21 protein-coding genes and 1 tRNA gene are annotated in these 22523 nt (G+C 50.8%); 13 read left to right on the top strand and 9 right to left on the bottom strand.

The window, feature by feature from the left end; genetic code table 11:
* Nucleotides 1–28: 28 nt before the first annotated feature.
* The 3 genes from H575_RS00095 to H575_RS00105 are packed head-to-tail and all read right to left on the bottom strand — an operon-like array spanning nucleotide 29 to nucleotide 5600.
* On the bottom strand, nucleotides 29–1846 hold the full coding sequence (locus H575_RS00095) for an AMP-binding protein (protein WP_042696354.1): 1818 nt from the start codon (nucleotides 1844–1846) through the stop codon (nucleotides 29–31).
* 52 nt (nucleotides 1847–1898) lie between these two features.
* Nucleotides 1899–4496 carry a valine--tRNA ligase gene (locus tag H575_RS00100; RefSeq protein WP_042696355.1) on the bottom strand — a complete coding sequence of 866 codons (2598 nt, stop codon included), beginning with the start codon at nucleotides 4494–4496 and terminating at the stop codon, nucleotides 1899–1901.
* A gap of 54 nt (nucleotides 4497–4550) precedes the next feature.
* Entirely contained in the window at nucleotides 4551–5600 is a 1050-nt protein-coding gene (locus tag H575_RS00105; protein ID WP_042696356.1) for a hypothetical protein, read from the bottom strand.
* Between the two features lie 223 nt (nucleotides 5601–5823).
* On the opposite strand from H575_RS00105, the gene H575_RS00110 reads away from it, so the two are divergent.
* From H575_RS00110 to H575_RS00145, 8 genes are all read left to right on the top strand, one after another.
* Nucleotides 5824–6333 carry a hypothetical protein gene (locus tag H575_RS00110; RefSeq protein WP_143745018.1) on the top strand — a complete coding sequence of 170 codons (510 nt, stop codon included), beginning with the start codon at nucleotides 5824–5826 and terminating at the stop codon, nucleotides 6331–6333.
* A gap of 7 nt (nucleotides 6334–6340) precedes the next feature.
* Nucleotides 6341–7474, top strand: coding sequence for an ORC1-type DNA replication protein (locus tag H575_RS00115; protein ID WP_042696358.1), 1134 nt, complete (start codon nucleotides 6341–6343; stop codon nucleotides 7472–7474).
* Between the two features lie 77 nt (nucleotides 7475–7551).
* Nucleotides 7552–8496, top strand: coding sequence for a methenyltetrahydromethanopterin cyclohydrolase (gene mch / locus H575_RS00120; RefSeq protein ID WP_042696359.1), 945 nt, complete (start codon nucleotides 7552–7554; stop codon nucleotides 8494–8496).
* Nucleotides 8497–8577: 81 nt separating this feature from the next.
* Nucleotides 8578–8651: transfer RNA gene (locus tag H575_RS00125), tRNA-Val, on the top strand.
* A 217-nt stretch (nucleotides 8652–8868) separates the two neighbouring features.
* Entirely contained in the window at nucleotides 8869–9519 is a 651-nt protein-coding gene (locus tag H575_RS00130) for a riboflavin synthase (RefSeq protein WP_042696360.1), read from the top strand.
* A 2-nt stretch (nucleotides 9520–9521) separates the two neighbouring features.
* Entirely contained in the window at nucleotides 9522–10181 is a 660-nt protein-coding gene (gene ribB / locus H575_RS00135; RefSeq protein ID WP_042696361.1) for a 3,4-dihydroxy-2-butanone-4-phosphate synthase, read from the top strand.
* Between the two features lie 10 nt (nucleotides 10182–10191).
* Nucleotides 10192–10659, top strand: coding sequence for a 6,7-dimethyl-8-ribityllumazine synthase (gene ribH, locus H575_RS00140; protein WP_042696362.1), 468 nt, complete (start codon nucleotides 10192–10194; stop codon nucleotides 10657–10659).
* 96 nt (nucleotides 10660–10755) lie between these two features.
* A complete protein-coding gene (locus H575_RS00145) occupies nucleotides 10756–11673 on the top strand; it encodes a Ppx/GppA phosphatase family protein (RefSeq protein ID WP_042696363.1) in 918 nt (305 codons plus the stop codon).
* 38 nt (nucleotides 11674–11711) lie between these two features.
* Here the strand turns inward: H575_RS00145 and H575_RS00150 are convergent, their stop codons facing one another.
* Together H575_RS00150 and H575_RS00155 are read right to left on the bottom strand one after the other, a co-directional pair.
* Nucleotides 11712–12245: a tetratricopeptide repeat protein gene (locus H575_RS00150; protein WP_042696364.1), complete on the bottom strand. Its 534-nt coding sequence runs from the start codon at nucleotides 12243–12245 to the stop codon at nucleotides 11712–11714.
* Between the two features lie 77 nt (nucleotides 12246–12322).
* Nucleotides 12323–13252 (bottom strand): hypothetical protein, encoded by a 930-nt coding sequence (locus tag H575_RS00155; protein WP_042696365.1) that lies wholly within the window; start codon nucleotides 13250–13252, stop codon nucleotides 12323–12325.
* Nucleotides 13253–13453: 201 nt separating this feature from the next.
* On the opposite strand from H575_RS00155, the gene H575_RS00160 reads away from it, so the two are divergent.
* From H575_RS00160 to H575_RS00180, 5 genes are all read left to right on the top strand, one after another.
* Complete coding sequence (locus H575_RS00160; protein ID WP_042696366.1) at nucleotides 13454–14230, top strand: hypothetical protein; 777 nt, start codon at nucleotides 13454–13456, stop codon at nucleotides 14228–14230.
* Between the two features lie 65 nt (nucleotides 14231–14295).
* Nucleotides 14296–15882, top strand: a complete 1587-nt coding sequence (locus tag H575_RS00165; protein WP_081406586.1) for an MFS transporter — start codon at nucleotides 14296–14298, stop codon at nucleotides 15880–15882.
* 56 nt (nucleotides 15883–15938) lie between these two features.
* Nucleotides 15939–16949: a ComEC/Rec2 family competence protein gene (locus tag H575_RS00170; RefSeq protein ID WP_052319873.1), complete on the top strand. Its 1011-nt coding sequence runs from the start codon at nucleotides 15939–15941 to the stop codon at nucleotides 16947–16949.
* Entirely contained in the window at nucleotides 16946–17170 is a 225-nt protein-coding gene (locus tag H575_RS00175) for a DUF3006 domain-containing protein (protein ID WP_052319874.1), read from the top strand. The genes H575_RS00170 and H575_RS00175 overlap by 4 nt, the downstream gene beginning before the upstream one ends.
* A 27-nt stretch (nucleotides 17171–17197) precedes the next feature.
* Nucleotides 17198–18550, top strand: coding sequence for an aldehyde dehydrogenase family protein (locus H575_RS00180; RefSeq protein WP_281166560.1), 1353 nt, complete (start codon nucleotides 17198–17200; stop codon nucleotides 18548–18550).
* Here H575_RS00180 and H575_RS09460 read toward each other — a convergent pair.
* The 4 genes from H575_RS09460 to H575_RS00200 form a co-directional block, all read right to left on the bottom strand.
* Complete coding sequence (locus tag H575_RS09460) at nucleotides 18547–19107, bottom strand: DUF357 domain-containing protein (protein WP_211213848.1); 561 nt, start codon at nucleotides 19105–19107, stop codon at nucleotides 18547–18549. The two genes, H575_RS00180 and H575_RS09460, sit on opposite strands and share 4 nt — an antisense overlap.
* Entirely contained in the window at nucleotides 19101–19859 is a 759-nt protein-coding gene (gene dph5, locus H575_RS00190) for a diphthine synthase (protein WP_042696369.1), read from the bottom strand. The genes H575_RS09460 and dph5 overlap by 7 nt, the downstream gene beginning before the upstream one ends.
* 64 nt (nucleotides 19860–19923) lie before the next feature.
* Nucleotides 19924–21798 (bottom strand): ferrous iron transport protein B, encoded by a 1875-nt coding sequence (feoB, locus tag H575_RS00195; protein ID WP_042696370.1) that lies wholly within the window; start codon nucleotides 21796–21798, stop codon nucleotides 19924–19926.
* Nucleotides 21795–22493 carry a metal-dependent transcriptional regulator gene (locus tag H575_RS00200; RefSeq protein WP_042696371.1) on the bottom strand — a complete coding sequence of 233 codons (699 nt, stop codon included), beginning with the start codon at nucleotides 22491–22493 and terminating at the stop codon, nucleotides 21795–21797. The genes feoB and H575_RS00200 overlap by 4 nt, the downstream gene beginning before the upstream one ends.
* Between the last annotated feature and the right edge of the window lie 30 nt (nucleotides 22494–22523).

Here is a 22523-nt window from a genome sequence, read left to right on the forward strand (position 1 = left end):
GAGATATATCACTCTTTCTTTTTTATCATCAGGCAGTTTTTATCTTCGCAACGTCAGCGAGACCAAGTTCGGCGATGGACACTTCCTGCATATCCCCTTTCTTGATCTTGCCGGTGACCGTCATAGGGAAGGAGTCCGTAAACTTGTAGTAACGGGGGATCTTGTGACGGGCGATCCTGCCCTCAGCAAATGCCCTGATCTCCTCTTCGGTGACCGTCGTACCGGGCTCTGATTTCACCCAGGCGCAAAGCTCTTCACCGTACTTTGCATCCGGGACGCCGATGACATAAATGTCGGAGATCTTTGGGTGGAGATGGAAGAATTCCTCGATCTCACGCGGATACAGATTCTCTCCGCCGCGTATGACCATCTCCTTCAGGCGGCCTGCCATGCGGACGTAGCCTTCCTCATCCATAGTGCCAAGATCGCCCGAGTGAAGCCAGCCGTCCTTGTCGATGACCTGCTTGGTTGCATTCGGATTATTGTAATAGCACTTCATCTTCATGTAGCCGCGGGCGCATATCTCGCCTTTCTCTCCGAGAGGAACGATCCTTCCGGTCTTCGGATCGGTGATCTTGATCTCGGTGTGCGGGAATGCTCTTCCAACGGTCGCAACACGGTTTTCGAGCGTGTCAGAGGTGGTGGACATCGTGATGCCCGGCGCCGTTTCAGTCAGGCCATAGACGATGACGATATCTTTCATGTTCATCCGTGAGGCAACTTCCCGCATCTTTTCGATCGGACACGGAGAACCTGCCATGATACCGGTCCTGAGACTTGAAAGATCGTATCGGTCGAAGTTCGGGTGTTCCAGTTCTGCGATGAACATGGTCGGAACGCCGTGAAGCGCCGTACACTTTTCAGCTTCGACGGCCTGCAAAACAGCCTCGGCATCAAAGAAGGGTCCAGGAATGACCATCGTGGATCCGTGCGTCACGCATGCCATATTCGAGAGGACCATCCCGAAACAGTGGTAGAACGGCACTGGGATACAGAGTTTATCCTTATCGGTAAAGCCCATTCCGTCTCCGATAAAGAGACCGTTATTCAATACCGAGTGATGGGAAAGCACGACACCTTTGGGAAATCCGGTCGTGCCTGACGTGTATTGAATGTTCAGCGCATCATCAAAGGAGACGGACTCCTCACGGTTTTCCAGCTCGAAGTCGGAGACATACTCACCCATTTCCAGAAGCTCACTCCAGCGGTACATGCCGTTGTAGATGATCTCACCCATGAATACGACGTTGCGTAGATACGGGAACTTCTCGGACCGGATCTTGCCGGGTTTTGCCTCGAATGCCTCGGGGCATGCTTCGTAGAACATTCCGACATAATCAGAGGTCTTGAACTTGCCCTGCAGAATCAGCGTGTCTACCTCAGACTGCTTAAGGGCATACTCCAGTTCGAACGTCCGGTATGCCGGATTGATGTTGACCATCACTGCCCCGATCTTTGCGGTCGCAAACTGCACGAGTACCCACTCAGCATAATTCATTGCCCAGATGGCAACACGGGTCCCGTGTTCCACGCCGAGCATCATAAGACCTTTTGCCACGGCATTCGTTTCAGCAAGGAACTCCGCCCAGGTGTAGCGAAGGACCTTAGACCCTGCAGTCGTTAGGGTTAGTCCGGACTCGCGGTACGAGTTCGGCTCGTCGGAAACGAGCCCTTCGTGGCAGTAATTTGCCGCGGCAGACATACACCGTTTACTGTAGGGATTCGGCTGAAAGGATACTAGAGCATCACTGCGTGGGTATTTAGCCGCAATGCTGTTCAAGACGTATCCTACGGTACTTCCAAGAAGTGGTTTCTGGGAAGTCCCACATGCGTAGCTTTCAGACATGTGCTTACTACGTTAGAGCGGAGAATATAAAAAACGTGTTACACCTGAAAAATCAGGTGCGTTTTATGGTGATCATCACGTCATCGAGCATAAGAACATCGACCGATTCACCGGAAACTGAATAGATGTACGATGTGGTCCAGGCCCCGTCAGGAACACTGACCTCTTCACCTTCTATGGAGATAGAGACCGGAGGCGTGATCTTGTCAGCATCAGGAAGGGCATTTACTGCAGTCATAAATGCGCCTGCTTTATTTCTGAGGTTTTTCCCAACAACACTCTTATTGAAAACGACTTCGCCAACCTTCTTTTCAAGAGCCGGTTCCTCAGCTTTCCACACAACCTCGGCGTTCACGGTCCTGCCGAGATCGCCGGAGTCATCGATGTTATGTGAGGGAGTATAAATCGTAACACTGCCAAGAGGTGCGTTCAGCGCGAGACCCGAGTCGTGCTTGTATTTGCGAAGAAGGCTGACAATGTTCACGATCAGATCGCCGTCGCGCAGTGCATCCTCATCCACGTAGGAAAACGTCGTCCATGGGTGATCGATGATCCTCTTTCCATCGGATAAATGATGATAGCACTCCTGAGCGAAGAACGGAATATAGGGAGAGAGCATCGCACACAGTGCATCAAGCGTTGTTTTCAGCGTATAGACAGCTCCGGCGCGTGAAGGCTCCTCACTGTAAAGTCTGCCTTTCACAAACTCGAGATACTCATCAGCCATCACGTTCCAGGCGAAATCGCGGATCGTTTTCAGACCCTTATCAAAGAGATACTCCTCCATCGCCCCGGTGACCTCAGCGATGGTCTTTGAAAGGTTAGCAAGCATCCACCGGTCGATCAGTGTTGAAGGAGCATCGCTTTCCGGAACAGGCGACTCTTTTTTGATCTGCATCAGCGAGAATCTGACGATGTTCCACATCTTTGTCTGGAATCTGGATGCAGCGACCACATCGTTCCAGTTGAAGAGGATATCCTGACCAGTCGACGAGCCTGAAGCCGCCCACTGTCTCAGAGCATCCACACCATAAGGCCCCATAACATCTTCCGGACCGATCACATTGCCGCGTGACTTGGACATCTTGAACCCGTCTTCACCAAGAACCATGCCGTTGATGAGGATACCATCCCACGGTTTCTCCCCGAGAATGGCCATGCTTCTGAGGATCGTATAGAAGGCCCAGGTCCGGATGATATCATGACCCTGCGGGCGGATCTGGGCTGGGAAATACGGCGGCATGCCGCTTCCGTCCCATCCTGTGACGTGAAGGTCGGTGATGGACGAGTCCATCCAGGTGTCGAGAACATCCTTCTCGCCGGTGAACTCGGTTCCTCCGCACTTAGGACAGACATGTTTTGGTTTTTCGATCGTCGGATCGATCGGAAGATCGGCCTCATCGGGAAGGATCAGTTCACCGCACTTGTCACAAAACCAAACCGGGATCGGGGTGGCAAACAGCCTCTGCCGCGAGATGCACCAGTCCCATTCCATCTGTTCCGCCCAGTTTTCCAGGCGCTGGAGCATGTGTTCTGGATACCATTTGATTTCCCGGGCAGCCTTGACGATCTCGCCGCCGTTCACCTTCACAAACCACTGACGCTCGGAGAGGATCTCGATCGGAGTCTTGCATCTCCAGCAGCCACCCACTCTCTGCTCGATCTTCTTCTGGTCTTTTAGAATGCCGAGCTCATTCATATCAGCAAGGATGGCTGCGCGGCACTCTTTAGAAGGCATGCCCTCATACTTTCCGCAGATCGCGGTCATCGTGCCTTTGGTCGTCAGAGCCTTTCTGAGCGGGAGATGATGCTTTTTCCACCAGAACACATCGGTCTTGTCACCGAATGTACAAATCATCACAGCGCCGGACCCGAAGGTCATGTCTACGGCGTCATCGGCGATTATGACGACCTCATGACCAAAGATCGGGACCCTGAGCGTTTTCCCTACGAGAGATCTATACCGCTCATCATCCGGATGGACAGCGACTCCTACACAGGCTGCGAGGAGCTCGGGGCGGGTCGTCGCGATCTCGATTCCGTCGAAGTCAAAGAAGTTGAGAAGCGTCTCTCCTTCATAATACGATACTTCGGCAAAGGCGATCGCCGTTTCGCAGCGGGTACAGAAGTTGACCGGATGTTCGTCCTGATAGATGTAACCTGCCTTGAGCATGCGCAAAAACGACAGCTGGGTCTTTGCGTAGTAATACGGCTCCATCGTGATGTATTCATTACTCCAGTCAACGGAGAATCCCATCGTTCGCAGACTCTGCCGCATTCTGGTGATGTTCTCTATTGTGAGCTCGCGGCACATTGTGCGGAACTCTTCACGGGAGACATCGTTCTTTGTGATATTGTGAGTCTCTTCGACCTTCACCTCGGTCGGAAGCCCGTGACAGTCCCACCCCTGCGGGAACATAACATTGAACCCTGTCATACGCTTATAGCGGGCGATGATATCCATATATACCCAGTTAAGAGCGTGCCCGATGTGGAGTTTTCCAGTCGGATACGGCGGAGGAGTATCTATTACGTATTGAGGTTTTTTTGAGTCTTTATCAAAGTAAAAGTCGCTGTCGTCCCACTGGTCAAGCCAGCGTTTTTCGACAGAGGCAAAGTCGTAGGTCTTTGGAAGTTCCTCGGTCAACATGTGGAATAGGTTTTGTTTTTCTTCCCATATAAGACTCCCACACCCGGGAGGAAATTAATCCACGGCCGAGTTGAGTTTGCGGGAGACAGCCGGACGATCCAGCCGGTTATGTTTAATGAACTCGGCAAGGCCGGCGAGTTTCTGATACTCGCCCACAAGTCTGTTGTAGGAGTCGATCATTTTTTTAAGACGGGCAACATTGGCGTTGTGGCGATGACGAAGCGCTTCGTACTCCTGAATTTTTTCTTCGGCAGACAAAACCAGGAGTTCGTCACTGGACCGCGTAAGTTCATCTTTAAGATCGAGAAGTTTTTCATGAAGACGGACGATCTCCAAAGTAAGCGTCCCGTTCTCAGATATCTTTTCATTGAGAGAATCGAGCATTTCAAGGATCTTGGCGACATCCCGGATACTGCCGTACCGCTTTGTGCCGTGCCCGATCGGAAAAACCTTTGGCCTTGACGTTGTGTCGGCGTACTCACCGGCAGGATGACCGATATATGATATCGCAGTGGTTTCGACGACCGCATGACCGCACCCGGCGAAATCATATCCGGGCGGGGCGGGCAGACCGACTGTAAGATGATTCTCTTTTGCAAACTGGAGAACTGAGACCGCATACCCTTCGTGAGAGAGAAGACCTGCAAGAAGAAGGGACTTGTCGCTGCAGATCCCGGTGCCGTCAACGATCGTTTCGACCGGAAAGCGGGGTGCAGGATCGATTGAAGAAAGTTTTTCCGTGTCATACGGAAGAGACTGAACATACGCAGTCAAAAGTTCCAGATATTCATCATCATTCAGGTTTCGCTCATTTCTGATTTTGCGAAATTTGGACAGAAGAGTCTGATACACACGGTTCAGACAAGGATCGAGAGTGAAGGCTGCATAATATCCGGCAAGCCAGGCATCCTGGATCCCTGCCGGAACTTTGGCGGACTTTCCCGATCTTTTTGCGCCCTTGTAAAGAGAAAGCGGGATCTCAATTGTAAATGAGTAGTTAAGATGACGATATGGAAACGTGATCTGCGCTGAAATCGTATCAGACTCATCCGTAGGGACGATTTGAGGGTAGACGACACATTTTTTCAGACCGCGTTTTGCCATGCAGGGTACATTATTTGGAGGGGAAGATGAAAAAACCGGAGATTGCGATCACAAAGATCCAGCGAGCATGGATAAAGAAAAGTGATGGGACATCAGGACCACGCATCATCATGACCTTGCGGTTCAGCGGGGGTAACTTTCATCATCTGTCCGATTAACTATTATATCATTCATCAGTATCATTAATTCTTTGCAAAACATACGTTAACACATCATACTGCTTATGGTAGACAAGAGAACAGTTACGATTGGAGTGACGATCAATCTGGGCAATTATGAGAGCCTGAGGGTCGAAGTTTCCGACATAGCCGAGGATGAGGGCGCAGTAAGAGAGCTCGTCGATTTTCTCGGACAGACCCTGGATGAATTCGGTGTGCAGGATACCGTAACCAGAGCGGCGGTCGAGAGATATAAAGAACGGGTGCTTGAACGGGACGCGCCGGAAGATCTGGAAAGCGGCTACTTCCCAATGGAGGAAGTTCCGCTCATCCATCCGGTGGACGAGGAGGGGGAGGAGATCCCCCCGGATATCCTGGAGGATACAAGGATCATCCAGCCCGAAGAGTCAGAGGAGGATGATCAGACTGAGATCGCGACCCAAAATAAGGAAACACCGGAGATCCATGAAGGAGAATTTGTCTGTGAGAAATGCGGGGTTCCGGTATCCAAAGTGCAGCGTGACGTCTCCAATCTTTTTATGGGGAAGACACTCTGTAAAAAATGTATGAAATGAGGATAAAATGAAAAAAAATCTGCTCATGTGGGATCAGACCCTCTTCAGAGACATAGAAGTCTTTGAGATCACGTATGTCCCCGAGCAGTTTGATTACCGCGACGAACAGATCGAAAGACTGGCATTTGCCGTCAAACCCGCCCTGATCGGCGGAAGCATCCTAAATACAATCTGCAGGGGTGTTCCCGGCACCGGAAAAACCACATCTGTTAAGAAATTTTTTGAAGAGGTGGAGGGAGCGGCAACAAAAATCGTTCCGATCCATATCAATTGCCAGATCGACAGCACAGAGTATGCAGTTTTTTCCCGGATATATACGAAACTGACAAAAAACAGGCAGCCGCCCTCAGGAACCGCTTTCAAAACTCTCATGGACATGCTCGCAAAATATGTTGAGAAGGAGGAAGTGATCCCGCTTATCTGTCTGGATGATGCGAACTATCTGATTTACAATAAAGAGTTCAACAATGTTCTCTACGCTGCTTTGCGTATCCACGAAGTTTACCAAAAGATAGCGATCGGGGTGATCGTCGTCATCAGCGACCCGGATATCCTCCTCGAGTCCATACTTGATGCACGGGTCGCCTCGGTTTTCAGATACGAGACGGTCAACTTCGAACCATACAGCGCTGCAGAGGTGGCAGGGATCCTCTCACAGCGGGTCGCCCAGGGTCTCTACCCAAACGTTCTCACCTCAGAACAGCTGGATTATATCGTGGACCGGACGATGCGCTGCGGAGACATCCGCATAGGTCTGGATATGATCAAACGCGCAGTAATGTACGCGGAAACGGATGCAAGAAGAGCGGTCACGCAGGAAGATCTGCAAAAAGCCGCGTCAGCTTCACAGGACCTCCATCTTGCCGGAACGATCAAAACTCTTTCTCCGGATGAACTCCAGATCCTCGAACAGCTGGTGAAGATGACAGGCACACAAACGCTGCTGACGACCGGAGACCTTCGCAGATCGATGACGAAGGATGCTCCAAAGCTTACCCGATTCAATGAGATCGTCGAAAAACTCGATCATCTCCGGGTGATCACCGTTGACTATGCTAATAAAGGGAGCGGGAGAAAACGCTATGTGAACCTCAGATATGAGAAAGAACGGGTCAGTAAGCTCCTGCAGAAGAAGAACTGAGAGAAACGATCCCGACTCATAACTCTTATCTATTTGACGGTCCCATATCTGAATAATATTCCTTAGGGTGATTTATTTTGGTAAGTGTAAACGAACTTGGACTTGATCTCTTCGAAGAACTCGTAGAGAACGCAGATCTGTTTAATGTTGCATACCACGAACTCGACAACGGTTCCCGTGTGGTCGACTGTGGTGTGAGTGTCCCAGGCGGATACGGAGCAGGTGACTACTTCACCCGCATCTGTATGGGCGGCCTTGGAGACATTGCCTTCCGTCAGGGTATGGTCGGCCAGTTCCCGATGACCTTCATCGATGTGAACACCGATTTCCCGGCGATCTCCTGCCTCGGCTCACAGAAAGCCGGCTGGACCGTGAAACTTGACAACTTCTTCGCAATGGGATCCGGACCCGCACGCGCCCTGTCCCTTCAGCCGAAACACACCTATGAAGTGATCGGCTATGAGGATGACTCAGATGCAGCAGTGATCTGTCTTGAAGCAGACCGTCTGCCAAGCGGAGCGGTCATGGAGATGATCGCAGAGAAGTGTAAGGTCGATGTCGCGAACGTCTGCGCACTCGTTGCCCCGACGTCATCCATCGTCGGCTCTATTCAGGTCGCCGGACGCTGCGTCGAGACCGCAGTGTACAAACTGAACGAACTCGGCTTTGACACGACAAAGATCATTGCGGCCGCAGGTACTGCCCCGATCCCGCCGGTACGAGGAGCAAAACTCGCCATGGGCGTTACAAACGACGCAACCATCTACCACGGACAGATCAACCTGACGATGAATGCTCCGGAGATCGTCGACTATCTTGAGAAGATCCCCAGCTGTTCATCGAACGGATACGGCAAACCGTTCAATGAGATCTTCAAGGAAGCAGGATACGACTTCTACAAGATCGACAAGAGCCTGTTCTCACCGGCCGAAGTCATCATCAACGAAGTCTCCACGGGCAAAGTGTATCAGGTCGGAAAGGTCGACACCGCTGTTACCCTGAAGTCATTCGGTCTTGCATAAGACAGAAATCGGGTCGGGATCATTCCCACTCCTTTTCCGCAGGATTAATAACTCCGTAAATAGTATTTAGTAAGGTAATTTGGACTCGTGGTCTAGGTGGTTATGACGTCGCCCTTACATGGCGGAGGTCAGGGGTTCGAATCCCTTCGGGTCCACTGTTTTTGTTTTTATTTTATGATTTTTCGTGACGCTGCCAGCCATAGTAAATACGTGAGGGAATCAAGCTGCATAGAGCCGGAAAGCACCGGCATCAGGCAGGTCAAAAATCATTTTAACTCATTTTTGATTTGAAACTCAAAATTGATAACGATTAAATAGCTGAGGGTTGAATAGATAATCAGGCTGGTTCAACCTGCACAGGAGTCAAAGATCATGTTTACCGGAATCGTAGAGGAGATCGGAACAGTGACCAGGATCATGCAAGGTCAAAACTCCTCGATACTTTCCATCAGAGGCGACAGGATCTTTGAAGACCTGCGTCTAGGGGACAGTGTGGCAGTGAACGGCGTCTGTCTTACCGTAAGCAAACTTGCCGGGCAGAGTTTCGATGCCGATACCACAAGCGAAACACTCGCACGGACTTCTCTTGGAGCACTCAGAGCTGGAAGTTTCGTGAATCTTGAACGTGCCATGGCGGCAAACGGTCGTTTCGGCGGGCACATCGTCACCGGTCATGTTGACGGAACAGGAATTATCTCAATGATCCGCCGGGATGGAAAAACCGTCTGGGTCACCATTACCGCTGATAACAGCATTCTGAAATACATCGTTGAAAAAGGATCCATCGCAGTTGACGGCATCAGCCTTACAGTGGCATCCACAACTCAGAATTCATTCAGCATTGCCGTTATTCCCCACACGGAACGATCCACGACCCTTCTCACAAAATCTCAGGGAGAGACTGTGAATCTGGAGTGTGATATGATTGGCAAATACGTTGAACGGTTCATCACCCGAATGCAGAAGAGCGAACCGCAAAGATGTGTCATAACCGAGGAATACCTCAGCAAAGCAGGATTTTAGCCATGTTTACATTTAACACAATCGAAGAAGCGCTGGAATCTCTCAGAAATGGGAGGATGATCATCGTCACCGACGATGAAAACAGAGAAAATGAAGGTGACCTGATCTGTGCCGCCGAACATGCCACTACGGAAAATGTCAACTTCATGGCGAAATACGGCAGAGGGCTGATCTGCATGCCGATGTCGGGACAGCTCGCCGAGAAACTCTCTCTCCCGCCGATGGTGATAAAAAATACCGACAATCACGAAACAGCATTCACTGTCTCCATCGATCATGTCGACACCACCACCGGCATCTCCGCGGTAGAACGCGGCATCACGGCACGAAAATGTATCGATCCTTTGGCACGCCCTGGCGATTTTCGAAGACCGGGGCATATGTTCCCGCTTGTTGCAAAAGATAACGGCGTCTTCGAACGTGAAGGACACACCGAAGCGACCGTCGATCTCATGAAACTGGCGGGACTTAAGGAGGCAGGACTTTGTTGTGAAATCATGGCGGACAATGGAGAAATGATGCGGACTCCCGAGCTTATCTCGATGGCGAAGAAGTATAATCTGATCTTTGTGACCATCAAAGACCTCCAGACATACCGGAGAGAGCAGGAGGCTTCGGCTCTTGCAGTTGAACAGAAAAAGATGAGTCCAATGGACTGTTAAGGTGATTAGTGTGAAAGTTTACGAAGGAAAGCTGGTTTCAAAAAACATTAAAATAGGTATAGTTGCAGCAAGATTCAATGAGTTTATCGTAGCAAAACTGGTTGGAGGGGCATTGGATGCCCTAAAACGGCATGATGTGGCAGATGACGACATAGAGATCGCCTGGGTCCCCGGAGCATTCGAGATCCCGCTGATCGCCGAAAAAATGGCGGCGTCCAAAAAGTATGACGCGGTCATCTGTCTGGGAGCCGTGATCCGCGGATCAACAAGCCACTACGACTATGTCTGTAATGAGGTGACAAAAGGTATCGCGACCGTCTCGCTGAGATCCGGAATTCCGGTCATGTTTGGTGTTCTGACAACAGATAATCTTGAACAGGCGATTGAACGCGCCGGATCAAAGGTAGGAAACAAAGGCTTCGATGCCGCGGTGGGGGCAATCGAGATGGTCAACGTCATCAGAGAATTCAATAACTGAAAATTTCACTGCACTCCTCTTTTTTTCTATAGCACACTATTAAGAATCTTCACGTGTAAGCTATAACCAGAGCATGGCGAGGGAGAAACCAAAACAATGTACGGCGTGATAGATCTTGGTTCCAATACGGTACGTCTGGTACTGTACAACGTAAACGGCAGCGCTCTTGAGCCGAAACTCAGTAAAAAACATACAGCAGGACTCGTCGGGTATGTAAAAAAACGGCGTCTGACACCAGAAGGGATAAAAAAAGCAGTGGATGTCTTACATGACTTCAAAATGATACTGGAGAGTGTGAGAGTGGAGCGTCTGTATGTATTTGCCACGGCATCGCTTCGAAATATCGAGAATACGCTGGAAGTAACCGAGGAGATCAGAAAACATACAGGATTCGATGTTGATGTCCTAAGCGGCAGAGAAGAGGCGGTTTTCGACTACTATGGAGCTTTGCAGACCGTTGATATGCATGACGGCCTTCTGGTGGATATTGGCGGCGGGAGTACTGAACTGGTGTTTTATCAGAATAACGAGATCCTCACCACCGAATCGATGCAGATCGGTTCCCTGAATGCTTACACCTCATTCATTTCAGATCTTCTGCCGACTCCTGCGGAGCGTAAACGTATCGAAAAGGAGGTGAAGACCAAACTCGATTTGATTCCTGCATCCTGTAAACATATTCCTGCAACAGCCATCTGCGGCGTCGGGGGGACGGTCCGGGCAAGCTGCCGCCTGAACCGCGAACTGAATGGCAAAGACGCTCCTGGAATAGAATACACCATCAATGATCTTCAGAAAATGATCGAGTTGGCAGATGGAGATCGAAAAACCGCAATATCATACATCCTCAACGTGGCTCCCGAACGGATCCACACGCTCATTCCTGGAATGATCATCCTCCAGACTATCGCTGGATATTATGGAAGTAAGAAGGTGATCATCAGCAGATCCGGAGTGCGGGACGGATACCTCTATCATAAACTCGAAACTGCAGGCGTAATCAGGCCTGTGTGAGCATATGTTCCTGAAGAGACCTTAAGATGATTATGCCCTCAGGAAAAGCGGCGGGCATTGGCCAGACATATCTCTGAGCGTTCTTTTTCGCCAAGTTCACGAAGGACCGTTCCTTTTCTTTCCCAGAATCCTGCATCGGTTGGTACAAGTTCGATGCCGATCTCAAATGCCTGAAGAGCATTATTGTACTCTTCGAGAGCTGCGTAGGCAAGACCAAGATTCATCCAGTAATCAGCCTCACGAAGATTAAGTTTCGTTGCCCGCTGAAATGCCACCACTGCAGCTTGCGGATCTCCCTGACGAAAGAGAACGACACCTTTCGCGCACCAGATCGCAGCACAACGCGGATCCAGTTCGAGCGCACGGCGAATACAGCGGAGGGGATCGCCGGTCTCATCATTGTTCTCATGCATCACGAGCCCTAATTCTGACCAGTACACTGCATTGTGCGGATCGAGAACGACTGCCCGCTCAAAGCACAACTGAGCCTGACGGAGATTTCCTGCATCACGTTCACGTTCACCAGCTGAAAACCAGCTTTCCGGATTATCGATCGGTTCCAAATCACTCATAGCTGTAATCAGAATAGAACTTTGAGATATTAAATCCCGTTGACAGGAAATGTGAATGAGAAAAGAAAAAAATAAGATTAGTCCCTGCGGACTAAAGCAACTACACCAATTACACCAAGAAGACCGAGTATGGCAAAGCCCATCGGGGATGCGGGTGTTGCGTTCAGCGGAGCATTGAAGGTAAGGGTCTCACCTTTTGACGGCATGATTACCCCGACAGTGGCGGTCTGATAACCGGTCGCGGAGACACGTGCCTGATTGACCGGGGTTCCGGTCGTGACAACCGCAATATCTGCTTTACCGTTGGAGATCATACCTGTGTAACCGACAGAACCGGAGATGGAGATCAGCTCGACTTTTGCGCCTTCAACATTGCTGGTAACGCTGATAACGCCCTGGTCGCCGCCAATTATAGGGTTAGTGGAAACCATCTCAATATTGACGATCTCAGTCTGACCTTTGTCAGGGACAGTTACTGAAACGGTCTGGGTGACCCATCCGGGTGCCGAGACGACAACAGAGTTAATTGGTGTACCAGTCGTATACACAGCAAACTGGATCTTGCCGTCAACATCGGTGTATCCGGAATAGCCGACTGAACCTGACGACATAACATCAACTTTTGCTCCAATGACATTGGTGTTTACCTGGAGGAAACCGCGGTCGCCGCCAACCGGTTTTGCCTCAAGCGTTACCGGGACAACAGTGGTCTCGCCGGCTGCCGGGACGGAGACGGAGGCACTGGCAGTGTAATAACCGTCTGCAGAAACAATGACCTGATTCACAGGAGTGCCGGTCGTGTACACGTAGAACTCAGCCATACCGTTGGTAATGGTCTTGGTCTCAACAACATCACCGTTGATGGAAATCAGAGAGGCGGATGCCCCGTTCACATCACAGGTTACCTGAACGACACCTTTGTCACCGCCAATGGTTTGTGCTGATGCAGCACCGGCGAAGAGAAAGAGGACGATCAGAGCAATAAACAAATAGGAAGTCTTTTTCATAGAATCACTCTCGTGTTAATCAGAATTAGTTCTGATACTATACAATACCTCTCACTAGTATGTATTCTTTTTGTACGAAAAGTAGAGAGATCCAAATCTCAAATACAGGAATGAACACGCAATCTGAAAAAATCTGGATAGAAGGGACAGAGGTATTAAGTAAACGAAAATGTATATTCCCTATAACAGGGGATCATTGAATTGGCACGAAAAAAGGAGTTTGATCCATTAGGCGGATCCATCAGCAGTGAAAAACCAAAAAAGATCAGAAAAAATAATCCTATTCTTGGATCAAAAGAACACACAGGTTCGTCGAGCGTCTATGACGAAGCGAATCATGGACCATTATCTGGTTACGGCATCGATGCCCTGACGGCGGACGGACGGGCGGACAAACCAAAAAAAAGAGGGTTTTTGTCAGGGATCTTCGGTCAGGGAAAATCATCAGGACGACCCCCAGAATTCCCTACAAAAGATCATGCTCGTACACCTGAGGGAGAAAAACATTCTCATAGGATAACGGATACCTCTGAAGATGACATTTTTGAAAAAGAGCCTCGGGAGATGAGCGAGCCGGCAGTTTTCGATCCAGAACCCTCTGAAGAAACATATCCGACGTCTCAGACGTTCGCCAGAGATAAATCGGTGATCGGAAGATCAGATGATGAACCCGCTCCTTTCTTCCTCGAAGAAAAACCGAATCCAAAAAAGCAGACGGTGAGATATCACCCAAACGTCTGCTATCTCTGCGGAGCAGACACTTCGGTTCCTCATCAGCAGTTCCGATTCGGTGAAGAATCCGATCCAGAAAACACCGTCCCCCTCTGCAAAACCTGCATGCATGCCGTAACGATGCTCATGAAATATAGGGATCCAGCAGATGAACGGGAGATAAAAAGCGAGTGGCGATTTCTTGCACCAGGTCTGAATGAGAACAGAGCTGATGAGATCGTCAGAGAAGGCCGCAGACGTAATTGATCGAACTCTTTTTTGAGTAACAACGCAAAATAGACACTCATTAATACATCCAAAAAACAATACAGATGTATATGGAAACATTGCGTCTGAGTGCAAAACAATATCTTATTGCCATAACAGTCGGAATTGCCTGCTTTTTGCCCCCGTTCATCGGAGAAGCGACGAACATCGCCCTCCCGAATATGCTGAACGGACTGGGATATACGATGGGACCTGACTACTGGGGTCTTTACGGCTGGATCCTTACCGTCTACCTGCTCACATCCACGATTTTTCTTATACCTGCGGCAAGACTTGCCGATAAATTCAGCAAGAAGTGGTTCTTCTGTATTGGTGTCCTTCTGCTCGGCATAGGATCACTCGGGGTTGGGATGTCAACGTCAGGCGAAATGGTCCTGATGATGCGGGCGATAGAGGGCATCGGAAATGCGCTGATGTTTGGAACCGCGATAGCTTTGCTTGCATCGGCCGTGAAAATCGAACTGCGAGGCACCGCAATAGGGATCGCCATGACCGGCGTCTTTATGGGACAGCTCGCCGGACCTCTGCTTGCCGGAGCACTGACCGATGTCTTCGGCTGGTCGATGGTATATCTCATCCTCTGTCCCGTGGCGCTTCTCTCCTTCTTCCTTGCACTTCCCTTCATTCCGCGTGATCAGCCGACCGACAAAGGTCCTTACGACTGGATCGGAGCTGTTCTATTTATGATCGGCATGGCGCTTTCGCTCTATGGATTTTCCAAACAGCCAAACGCGGAAGCATTCGGGATTCTTATCGTAGGGATCATTCTTCTGATCGCATTCTTCTTCTATGAAAAGAGGAATGCAAATCCCCTTATTCCAATCAACCTGATCCTGCACAACAGGGGATTCACCTTCAACAACTCGGCAAACCTGCTGTATTATGTGGCTATCTATGCAATGGGGTCCCTTGTCTCGCTCTACATGACAAATGTCTGGGGAATAACAGACGCGCTCCCGCGTGCCCTTATCGTCACCACACAGGGACTGATCCTCGTATTATTCACAATCGTGGCGGGCAGATTCTATGATCACCTTCTCCCAAGATGGCTTCTTGCTTCCGGCGTACTTCTCACCATCGCAGGAATTGCAGGAGCATTCCTTATGGGCGCAGCTTCCGCGGAACCTGTCTGGCTGACCGGAGCGATCCTCTCGGCAAGCATCGCCGCATTTGGAATCGGATCTCTGATCCTCACCGCGATCGACCGGCTCATCAAAAACGCCCCGCCGAAGTATGCAACGACCACGGGACTGCTCATCATCAGTATAGGAATGATCGTTCTGCTTACCTGCGGTACGGAAACAGCCATCTGGAGCATGATCGCGGTTCAGGCACTCTTCGGAGTAGGTATCGCGATCTTTGTAACGCCCAACAGCACTGCCATTATGAACTCCGTGACACGCCAGGAGTTTGGAATGGCTTCAGGAACGCTTTCCACCACCAGAATGCTTGGAATGGCAATTTCCATCGGGATCGTTTCCATCCTGAAAAACATCTTCCTTGCGGGAGCCTCGGACAACTACTCAGCATCCTTCCTTCAGATGCTTGACGGAACCATCATTGCGGCACTCATCGTTCTGGTCCTTGCGATGATCCTTTCCTGGACTGCGGGCTCTGTAAAGAACGCATAATCCAAAATACCCAAACCAATCTCTTTTTTTCTTCAGTGTTCATATCATTACCTCATATGGCAAAGAGATCAGGCAGAAAACGGCGTTCATCAGCTTCGGCACAGAAAAAGATCATCAGCCTTATCGCAGGTCTGCTCGTTATCGCCGCTGTAGTCATCTTTGGAGGTGCGGAACTTGGCGGCTTCGGGGGTTCAACACCGCTTGCCCCGCTGATCACCGATGAGCACGCATTTTCCATGCATGTCATCGATATCGGGCAGGGGGATGCGATACTTCTTGCCAAAGACGGAACATATGCGCTGATCGATGCAGGAGAGACGATGTCCCCTTCGATTCGCGAATCACGCTCGGCAATATTCGCATACCTTGATTCGCTTGGCGTCGACAAACTGGAGTTCCTGCTGCTAACCCATCAGGACTATGATCACATCGGTTCAGCAAAGGATGTTCTCGCGGCCTACGACGTGGGAGTTGTCTATGACAACGGTGTGGAACATACATCCGCAACATATGAAAATCTCCTGCAGTACATCTCTGACGAAAATGTCAGTTACTCTCTTGTCAGAGAAGGAGATGTTATTCCATCACCATGGAACGGCGTGAAAATCGAGATCCTCTCCCCGCCGCAGGATCTGATTATGACCGGATCATCGCCCGATATCAACGAAAACTCCATCGTTCTCAACGTAACCTACGGGAATGTCTCATTTATTCTCACGGGAGATGCCGGAAAGAAGGCCGAGGCTTACATTCTCTCCACCGGAACCTCGATTGATGCGGAAATTCTGAAAGCCGGACATCACGGTAGTTCGACCGCATCCACGGATGCATTCCTCAAAGCAGTCAGCCCGAACGTCATCGTCATGAGTCTTGGTGCAGACAATGAGTACGGTCATCCGCATATCGAAGCCCTGACACGGTTCGCAAAATACACCGACCATATCTACCGGACCGATCTTGACGGGGATGTGGTTGTGACGACCGACGGATCAGTCTACTCCGTCGTCACTAGAAACGAACATATCGCAGGAAATATTCTCGTGTCGGGAGACGGGATCAGGGTATGAAGCTGCTCGTGACCGTGGATGAAATAGAAAACAACAAAGCCGCGCTCCTGCTTCGCGTTCCAAAAGGCGAGAGACCGCTTGGAGTGTTCCCTCTGGAAAACCTGCCGGCAGGCACAACCGTCGGCGATATCCTCTCACTCTCATTTGAAAAAGAAGATGAGGAAACGACTGCAGCCCGCAAGCGGATCCATACCCTTCACCAGACGTTGAAAAATCAATAGATCCCTTTTTATTTTTGTGAAGCACAAGTGGAACATATGTCCATCGAAGCTCACAGGTATTTTTTTGACGCCGGCAATACGCTCCCGATAAAGCGCAGACTCCTCGCTCTGCAAAAACTCCGTGCATCCATAGAGGACCATGAACCGGAGATCACGGCCGCCCTGTTTGCCGATCTTGGCAAATGTCCGTTCGAGGCATACGCATTTGAGATCGCGCCTGTCCTTCACGAGATCGATTACCTGATCAGGCACACGAAAAAACTCCTGAGAGATGAGAAGGTCCGCTCCCCCCTGCTGCTTTTTCCGGCAAAAACTGTTATTCGTCACGATCCGTTCGGGCTTGCTCTCCTTTTGTCTCCGTGGAATTATCCGTTCCATCTCTTCATGCTCCCGCTTGCAGGCATCATCGCCGGAGGAAACGTGGTTATCGGAAAAACATCCCGACGATCCCCGGAGACTGGGATAATGATCCGGACGATCCTTGCGGAAGTTTTTCCCGAAGAGTGGGTCAGTGTAGAGGATGAGGTCGATCTGGATGCCCAGTATGACTACATCTTCTTCACCGGAGGGAAAGATGCCGGAAAAATGATTGCAGAAAAGGCGGCGATCCATCTCACGCCGGTGACCCTGGAACTTGGCGGGAAAAATGCATGCATCGTCGACGAGACAGCCGACATCTCCGTAGCCGCAAAACGGATCGCCTGGGGGAAGTTTGCAAATGCCGGACAGACCTGCATTGCCCCGGACTATCTGCTGGCACACAGCTCAGTGCGGGACGAACTCGTGAGAAAACTCAAAGAAGAGATCGTCACCCTCTACGGAAGTAATCCGGCAACAAATGGCGACTACGGAAAGATCGTGACAAAAGAGGCATATGACCGTCTGATTTCATTTGAAACACCGGACAATCTCATCTTCCGTGCAGGAGAACACGATCCGACAGGAAGAAAGATCGCGCCGACGATTTTGTCAGCCGGTATGTCCGACACGATAATGCAGAATGAGATCTTCGGTCCGATCCTCCCTATCCTCACCTGGGATAGGAAAGATGAACTTGAACAGCTGATCAAAAAAGATCCGCTGGCTCTGTACATTTTTTCTGCGAACAAACAGTTCTGCAAAACCCTCCTTGACCTTCATCCCTCCGGAGGAGTCTGCATCAATGATGTGATGATGCAGGTTGCAAACCAGAATTCACCCTTCGGCGGGGTCGGAACAAGCGGGATGGGAAAGTATCACGGAAAAGATTCGCTGGAAACATTCACGAGGAAACGTACGGTCGTGATCCGAAAAACAAGACCCGACATCGCCCTTCGGTATCCTCCATACAAAGAGAAAACGCTGAAGCTCGTGAAAAAGTGGCGGAAAAGACTGTTTTAGATGGTGAAGAGATGCCGGTCTCCGGAAATCGAAAACAGACCGACACGAACCCCGCAGTCAAGCCAGCCGTATCCGTAGGAAAACAGCACCAGAGCATTGATGAGATCATCCGGAAGATAAACTGCCCCCCTGCCAAGATATGAGTGGGCGGTTTCAAAAATCATACATGCCGCCGCATACATCGCGGTCTTTTGGTCGGGCGCGGGAGTAACTCCGTCCAAGGCGCTCGTCAGCATCCTCTGATACCGGTAGGTTTTCTCGATCAGATGCTCTGCAAGAGATTCCGGGAGGCATTCATCGATCTTTGGAGGAGCCGACGGCGAGCCGGCGAGGTAGCCTAGATAACGACCGGCATCCAGCCAGCCGGAGCCATAGGCAAACGAGGCGGCGGCGTTGACCAGATCACCTTTTTTGTAAAACACCCTGCCGTCCGATGCATAACAGGAGACCATCTCGGCGATCTCGTCCGCGGTCTGTCCAAGAACCGTGTCGTTCGGCACGGTCTTCTCGGAACGCGAATCCCCGGCAAAAATCTTCCCGTATGCATCGATCAGCATAGACCGGCGAACCTCTCGAGATACTCCCGCTCGATGTCGTGAAGTTTTGCCGGGACGATTAAAATATGCAGAGGGGAGCCGAACTCAAACGATCTCATCTCCTCGGCACTTCCTGCATGGACCGCTGGGTCGGGCGAACCCGCACGGGCGATGCCGACATACAGCGGGATCTTTGCATCCACGCGGCGGGCCTGTTCTTCCAGCAGATCGACCGCCTCGGAGATCTTCATGTAGCGTTCCTTGTCTTTTTGAATATCTAAAAAGACCAGCGTGTGGAGGTTTTCCTTCTGGTTTGCCGATATGACCTCGATCGGGGTCATCGGGAACCATTTCCCGTACGGAAACGGGACGGAAACGGATTTGCCGAACCGATAGTTCTGCAGACCGGAAAGACCGCAGACCGCGGTCGTGATCGAGGCCCCGTGAATGATTTTCGTCTGAATGTTTCGATCTGCCGCCCGGATACGGAGATCCGAATGGGTCGTCGCTATCATCGAGTCACCTGCGGTCAGAAAAACCGCATTCCCAAACTCGGCGGCATCGAGGATCTTATCTGCATGGATCTCCACATCCTCCCTGTAGAGAGGCGTGATCTTTTTTCCGTAACAGGCTTCGAGCCGTTCGATCGAAGCGCCGGTAAGAACTGAGGTATACACTTCCAGAAACACCGTGTCGGCATATCTGATGGCATCCATTCCCCGGACCGATACATCAGATTCGTCAAAGAGGCCAAGCCCGATAAAAGTCAGCATTGTTACTCATCTGTTGGCTCTCGCTCATGTTATTTTTATTGAGAGAGGGAGGGGGATCCCCGGCTCATACAAGCATGAACACAAAATGCAGAAGCGCGCCAAGGGAAGTGCCGAGCAGAAGAGTGAACACCGTGATAAGAGCGGCCGCTTTTACCCCGATCTCCTTCATCAGAACGGCGATCGTTGAGATACAGGGAACGAAAAGAACACACACCAAGGCAAAGATATAGAGCTGACTGCTCGAAAGGATCGAAGCAAGATCGGTCGTTCCCCCTAAGACTGCGAGTGTCTCAAATGCCATCTCTTTTCGAAGGATCCCAAACATGAGAGCGGTGAACGCAAATCCGGGCAGCCCGAGGACCGCGGTGGAAATCGGATCTATGAATGACTCGAACATCGTGACAAGTCCGAGGTACTCAAAGATCCCCAGAAACACACTGCTGATCAGCAGAAGAGGCATCGCGATGTACAGGAACTCGCTGACACGCATCCATGCTTTTTTCACCACATACTTCGGGATCGGACGGCGCAGCTGAGCCATCTCGAGGATCATCCCGTACTGTTCACCGGGAGTTATCCGGGAAAGCACGCAGCCGAGAACAAAGACCAGAATGAAGACGATCCCGTAGATGGAAAATGCGGCGCCGAACCCGACGAAGGAAGCAACGATCCCGGAGATGACGACGGTTCTCGCAGAGCAGGGAAGCATCGTCACGAGAACGGAGGCGATCACCCGTTCACGTCTGGTCGGGAGAAAACGCGTGCTCATGATCGCAGGGACACTGCATCCAAATGACAGCACGAGTGGAATCAGTCCCTGCCCGTGGAGACCTAATCTGTGCATACCCCGGTCCGCAAGGAAAGCAGCTCGGGTCAGATATCCGGTGTCCTCTAAAATCGAGATGAAGATATAGAACAAAAACACGTAAGGAAAGGCGATGCCGAAACCTGACATCAAAGCAAGGATCACGGCGCCCCCGACCGTATCCAGAAACGGATTCAGCTCCAGAGTGTGAAACGGATCAAGAAGGTAGGTCGTCATCAAACCGATGATGCCCTCCTCCAGAAATCCGCCCAGGAGAAAGACGATGCCGAGAATACCGACCATCGTGATGATCAGAATGGGAACGCCGGGAAACCCGCGCGTGAGAAGCGAGTCGAGGTCGCGGCGTTTCTTCTGCGGGGATATGGTCGTCACCTCTTCGGAGATCGCCTTTGCCGTGTTGTGCCGGTTTGCCCCGATGATCTGATCCGGCGACATCATATGCCGTTTTTGGATCTCGTCTGAGATGACCGCGGCACTTTCCATCACCTCGGGGGAGAGAGTGCTCAGGGAAACATTTTCCAGAGCAAACATCGACTCGGCTTCCGAAAGATTATGAAACTTCTGCAGGTTCTTGGCCGCTGCTTCGATGTGATGATCATAGCGCGGAACGATCGCGGGCACAGGCAGTTCATCGCCGATGACATAGTCCGCGATCTTTTCCAGGTTTTTACCCTCTGTTGCGATCGTCTCGATCACCGGAACCCCGAACTTTTTCGAAAGGGCATCAGCATCGATGATCTTGCCTGCAGATCTTGCATCGTCCATCATATTGAGCACGATCACCAGAGGTTTTCTGATCTCGGAGGCCTGAAGAAGAAGATACAGATTCCGTTCGAGATGTTTGGCATCCAAAACCGCCACGATGAGATCCGCATCTCCGGTGACAAGATACTCTCTGACGAGTTTCTCCTCATCGGATCTTCCAGAGAGAGAATAGATCCCAGGAAGATCGGCAAGTGAAAACTCTGTTCCGTTGTGACGAACGAGTCCGGACATCAGGCCTACGGTCGTGCCCGGATAATTACTCACCTCGACACCCAGCCCTGTCAGGTGATTGAAGATAAGGGATTTCCCTACACTCGGATTACCGATCAGAACTGCCCGGCGCATCATGGGGTATTGCACCGCTCGACCATGATATTCTCGGCGACCTCGGGGCTTAATGCGATATCGCATCCTTTTACGGTTATGACGACCGCGTGATTGTCAAGTTTTCGTCTGAGTGTGATGAGCTCCCCGGGGATGACGCCGAGATCGATGAGCCTGCTGTGTTTTGCAAAGCACCGGATCATGGAGACATGCAGGAGATAACCTTCCTCGCACTCGGAGAGAGACACGATGGGATTTCGTTTCGTGAGTCCGGCATGTCCTTCATGTTCCCTGGGACTCGTCTGTTCCGACGTGGATGCGCGTCTCCCCCATCCTCTTTCGCGGCCGGGTTTATGTCCCGGGCCGCGCTTTTCCAGAAACGTGTCAAGGCGGTCAATCGTTTCTGACGAGATGCTGTGCTCCATGAGGCACGCCTCCTTTGATGCGTGATCAGGTTCGGTTCCAAGAACATCGGTAAGAAAACTGGTCAGGACAGCATGTTTGCGCGCCACCTGGGCAGCTTTGACTGAACCCTTATCAGTGAGTGAAAGGCCATGAGCAGATTCGGTGAGATACCCTTTGTCTTTGAGACAGGTTACCGCTTTGCTGAGTCCTTCGGTATCACCGTGTACCAGATCTTCCAGATTCGAAACCTTTACTGTCTCCTTTCCGGTATTGAGTATTGCTTCGAGAATATCTTCTGAGAGTTCAAAGGTCATTATTATCTTAGTATCTTTTATTCTCAGAAT

It is taken from the genome of Methanocorpusculum bavaricum DSM 4179, assembly GCF_000430905.1.
GTDB classification, from domain to species: Archaea; Halobacteriota; Methanomicrobia; order Methanomicrobiales; family Methanocorpusculaceae; genus Methanocorpusculum; species Methanocorpusculum parvum.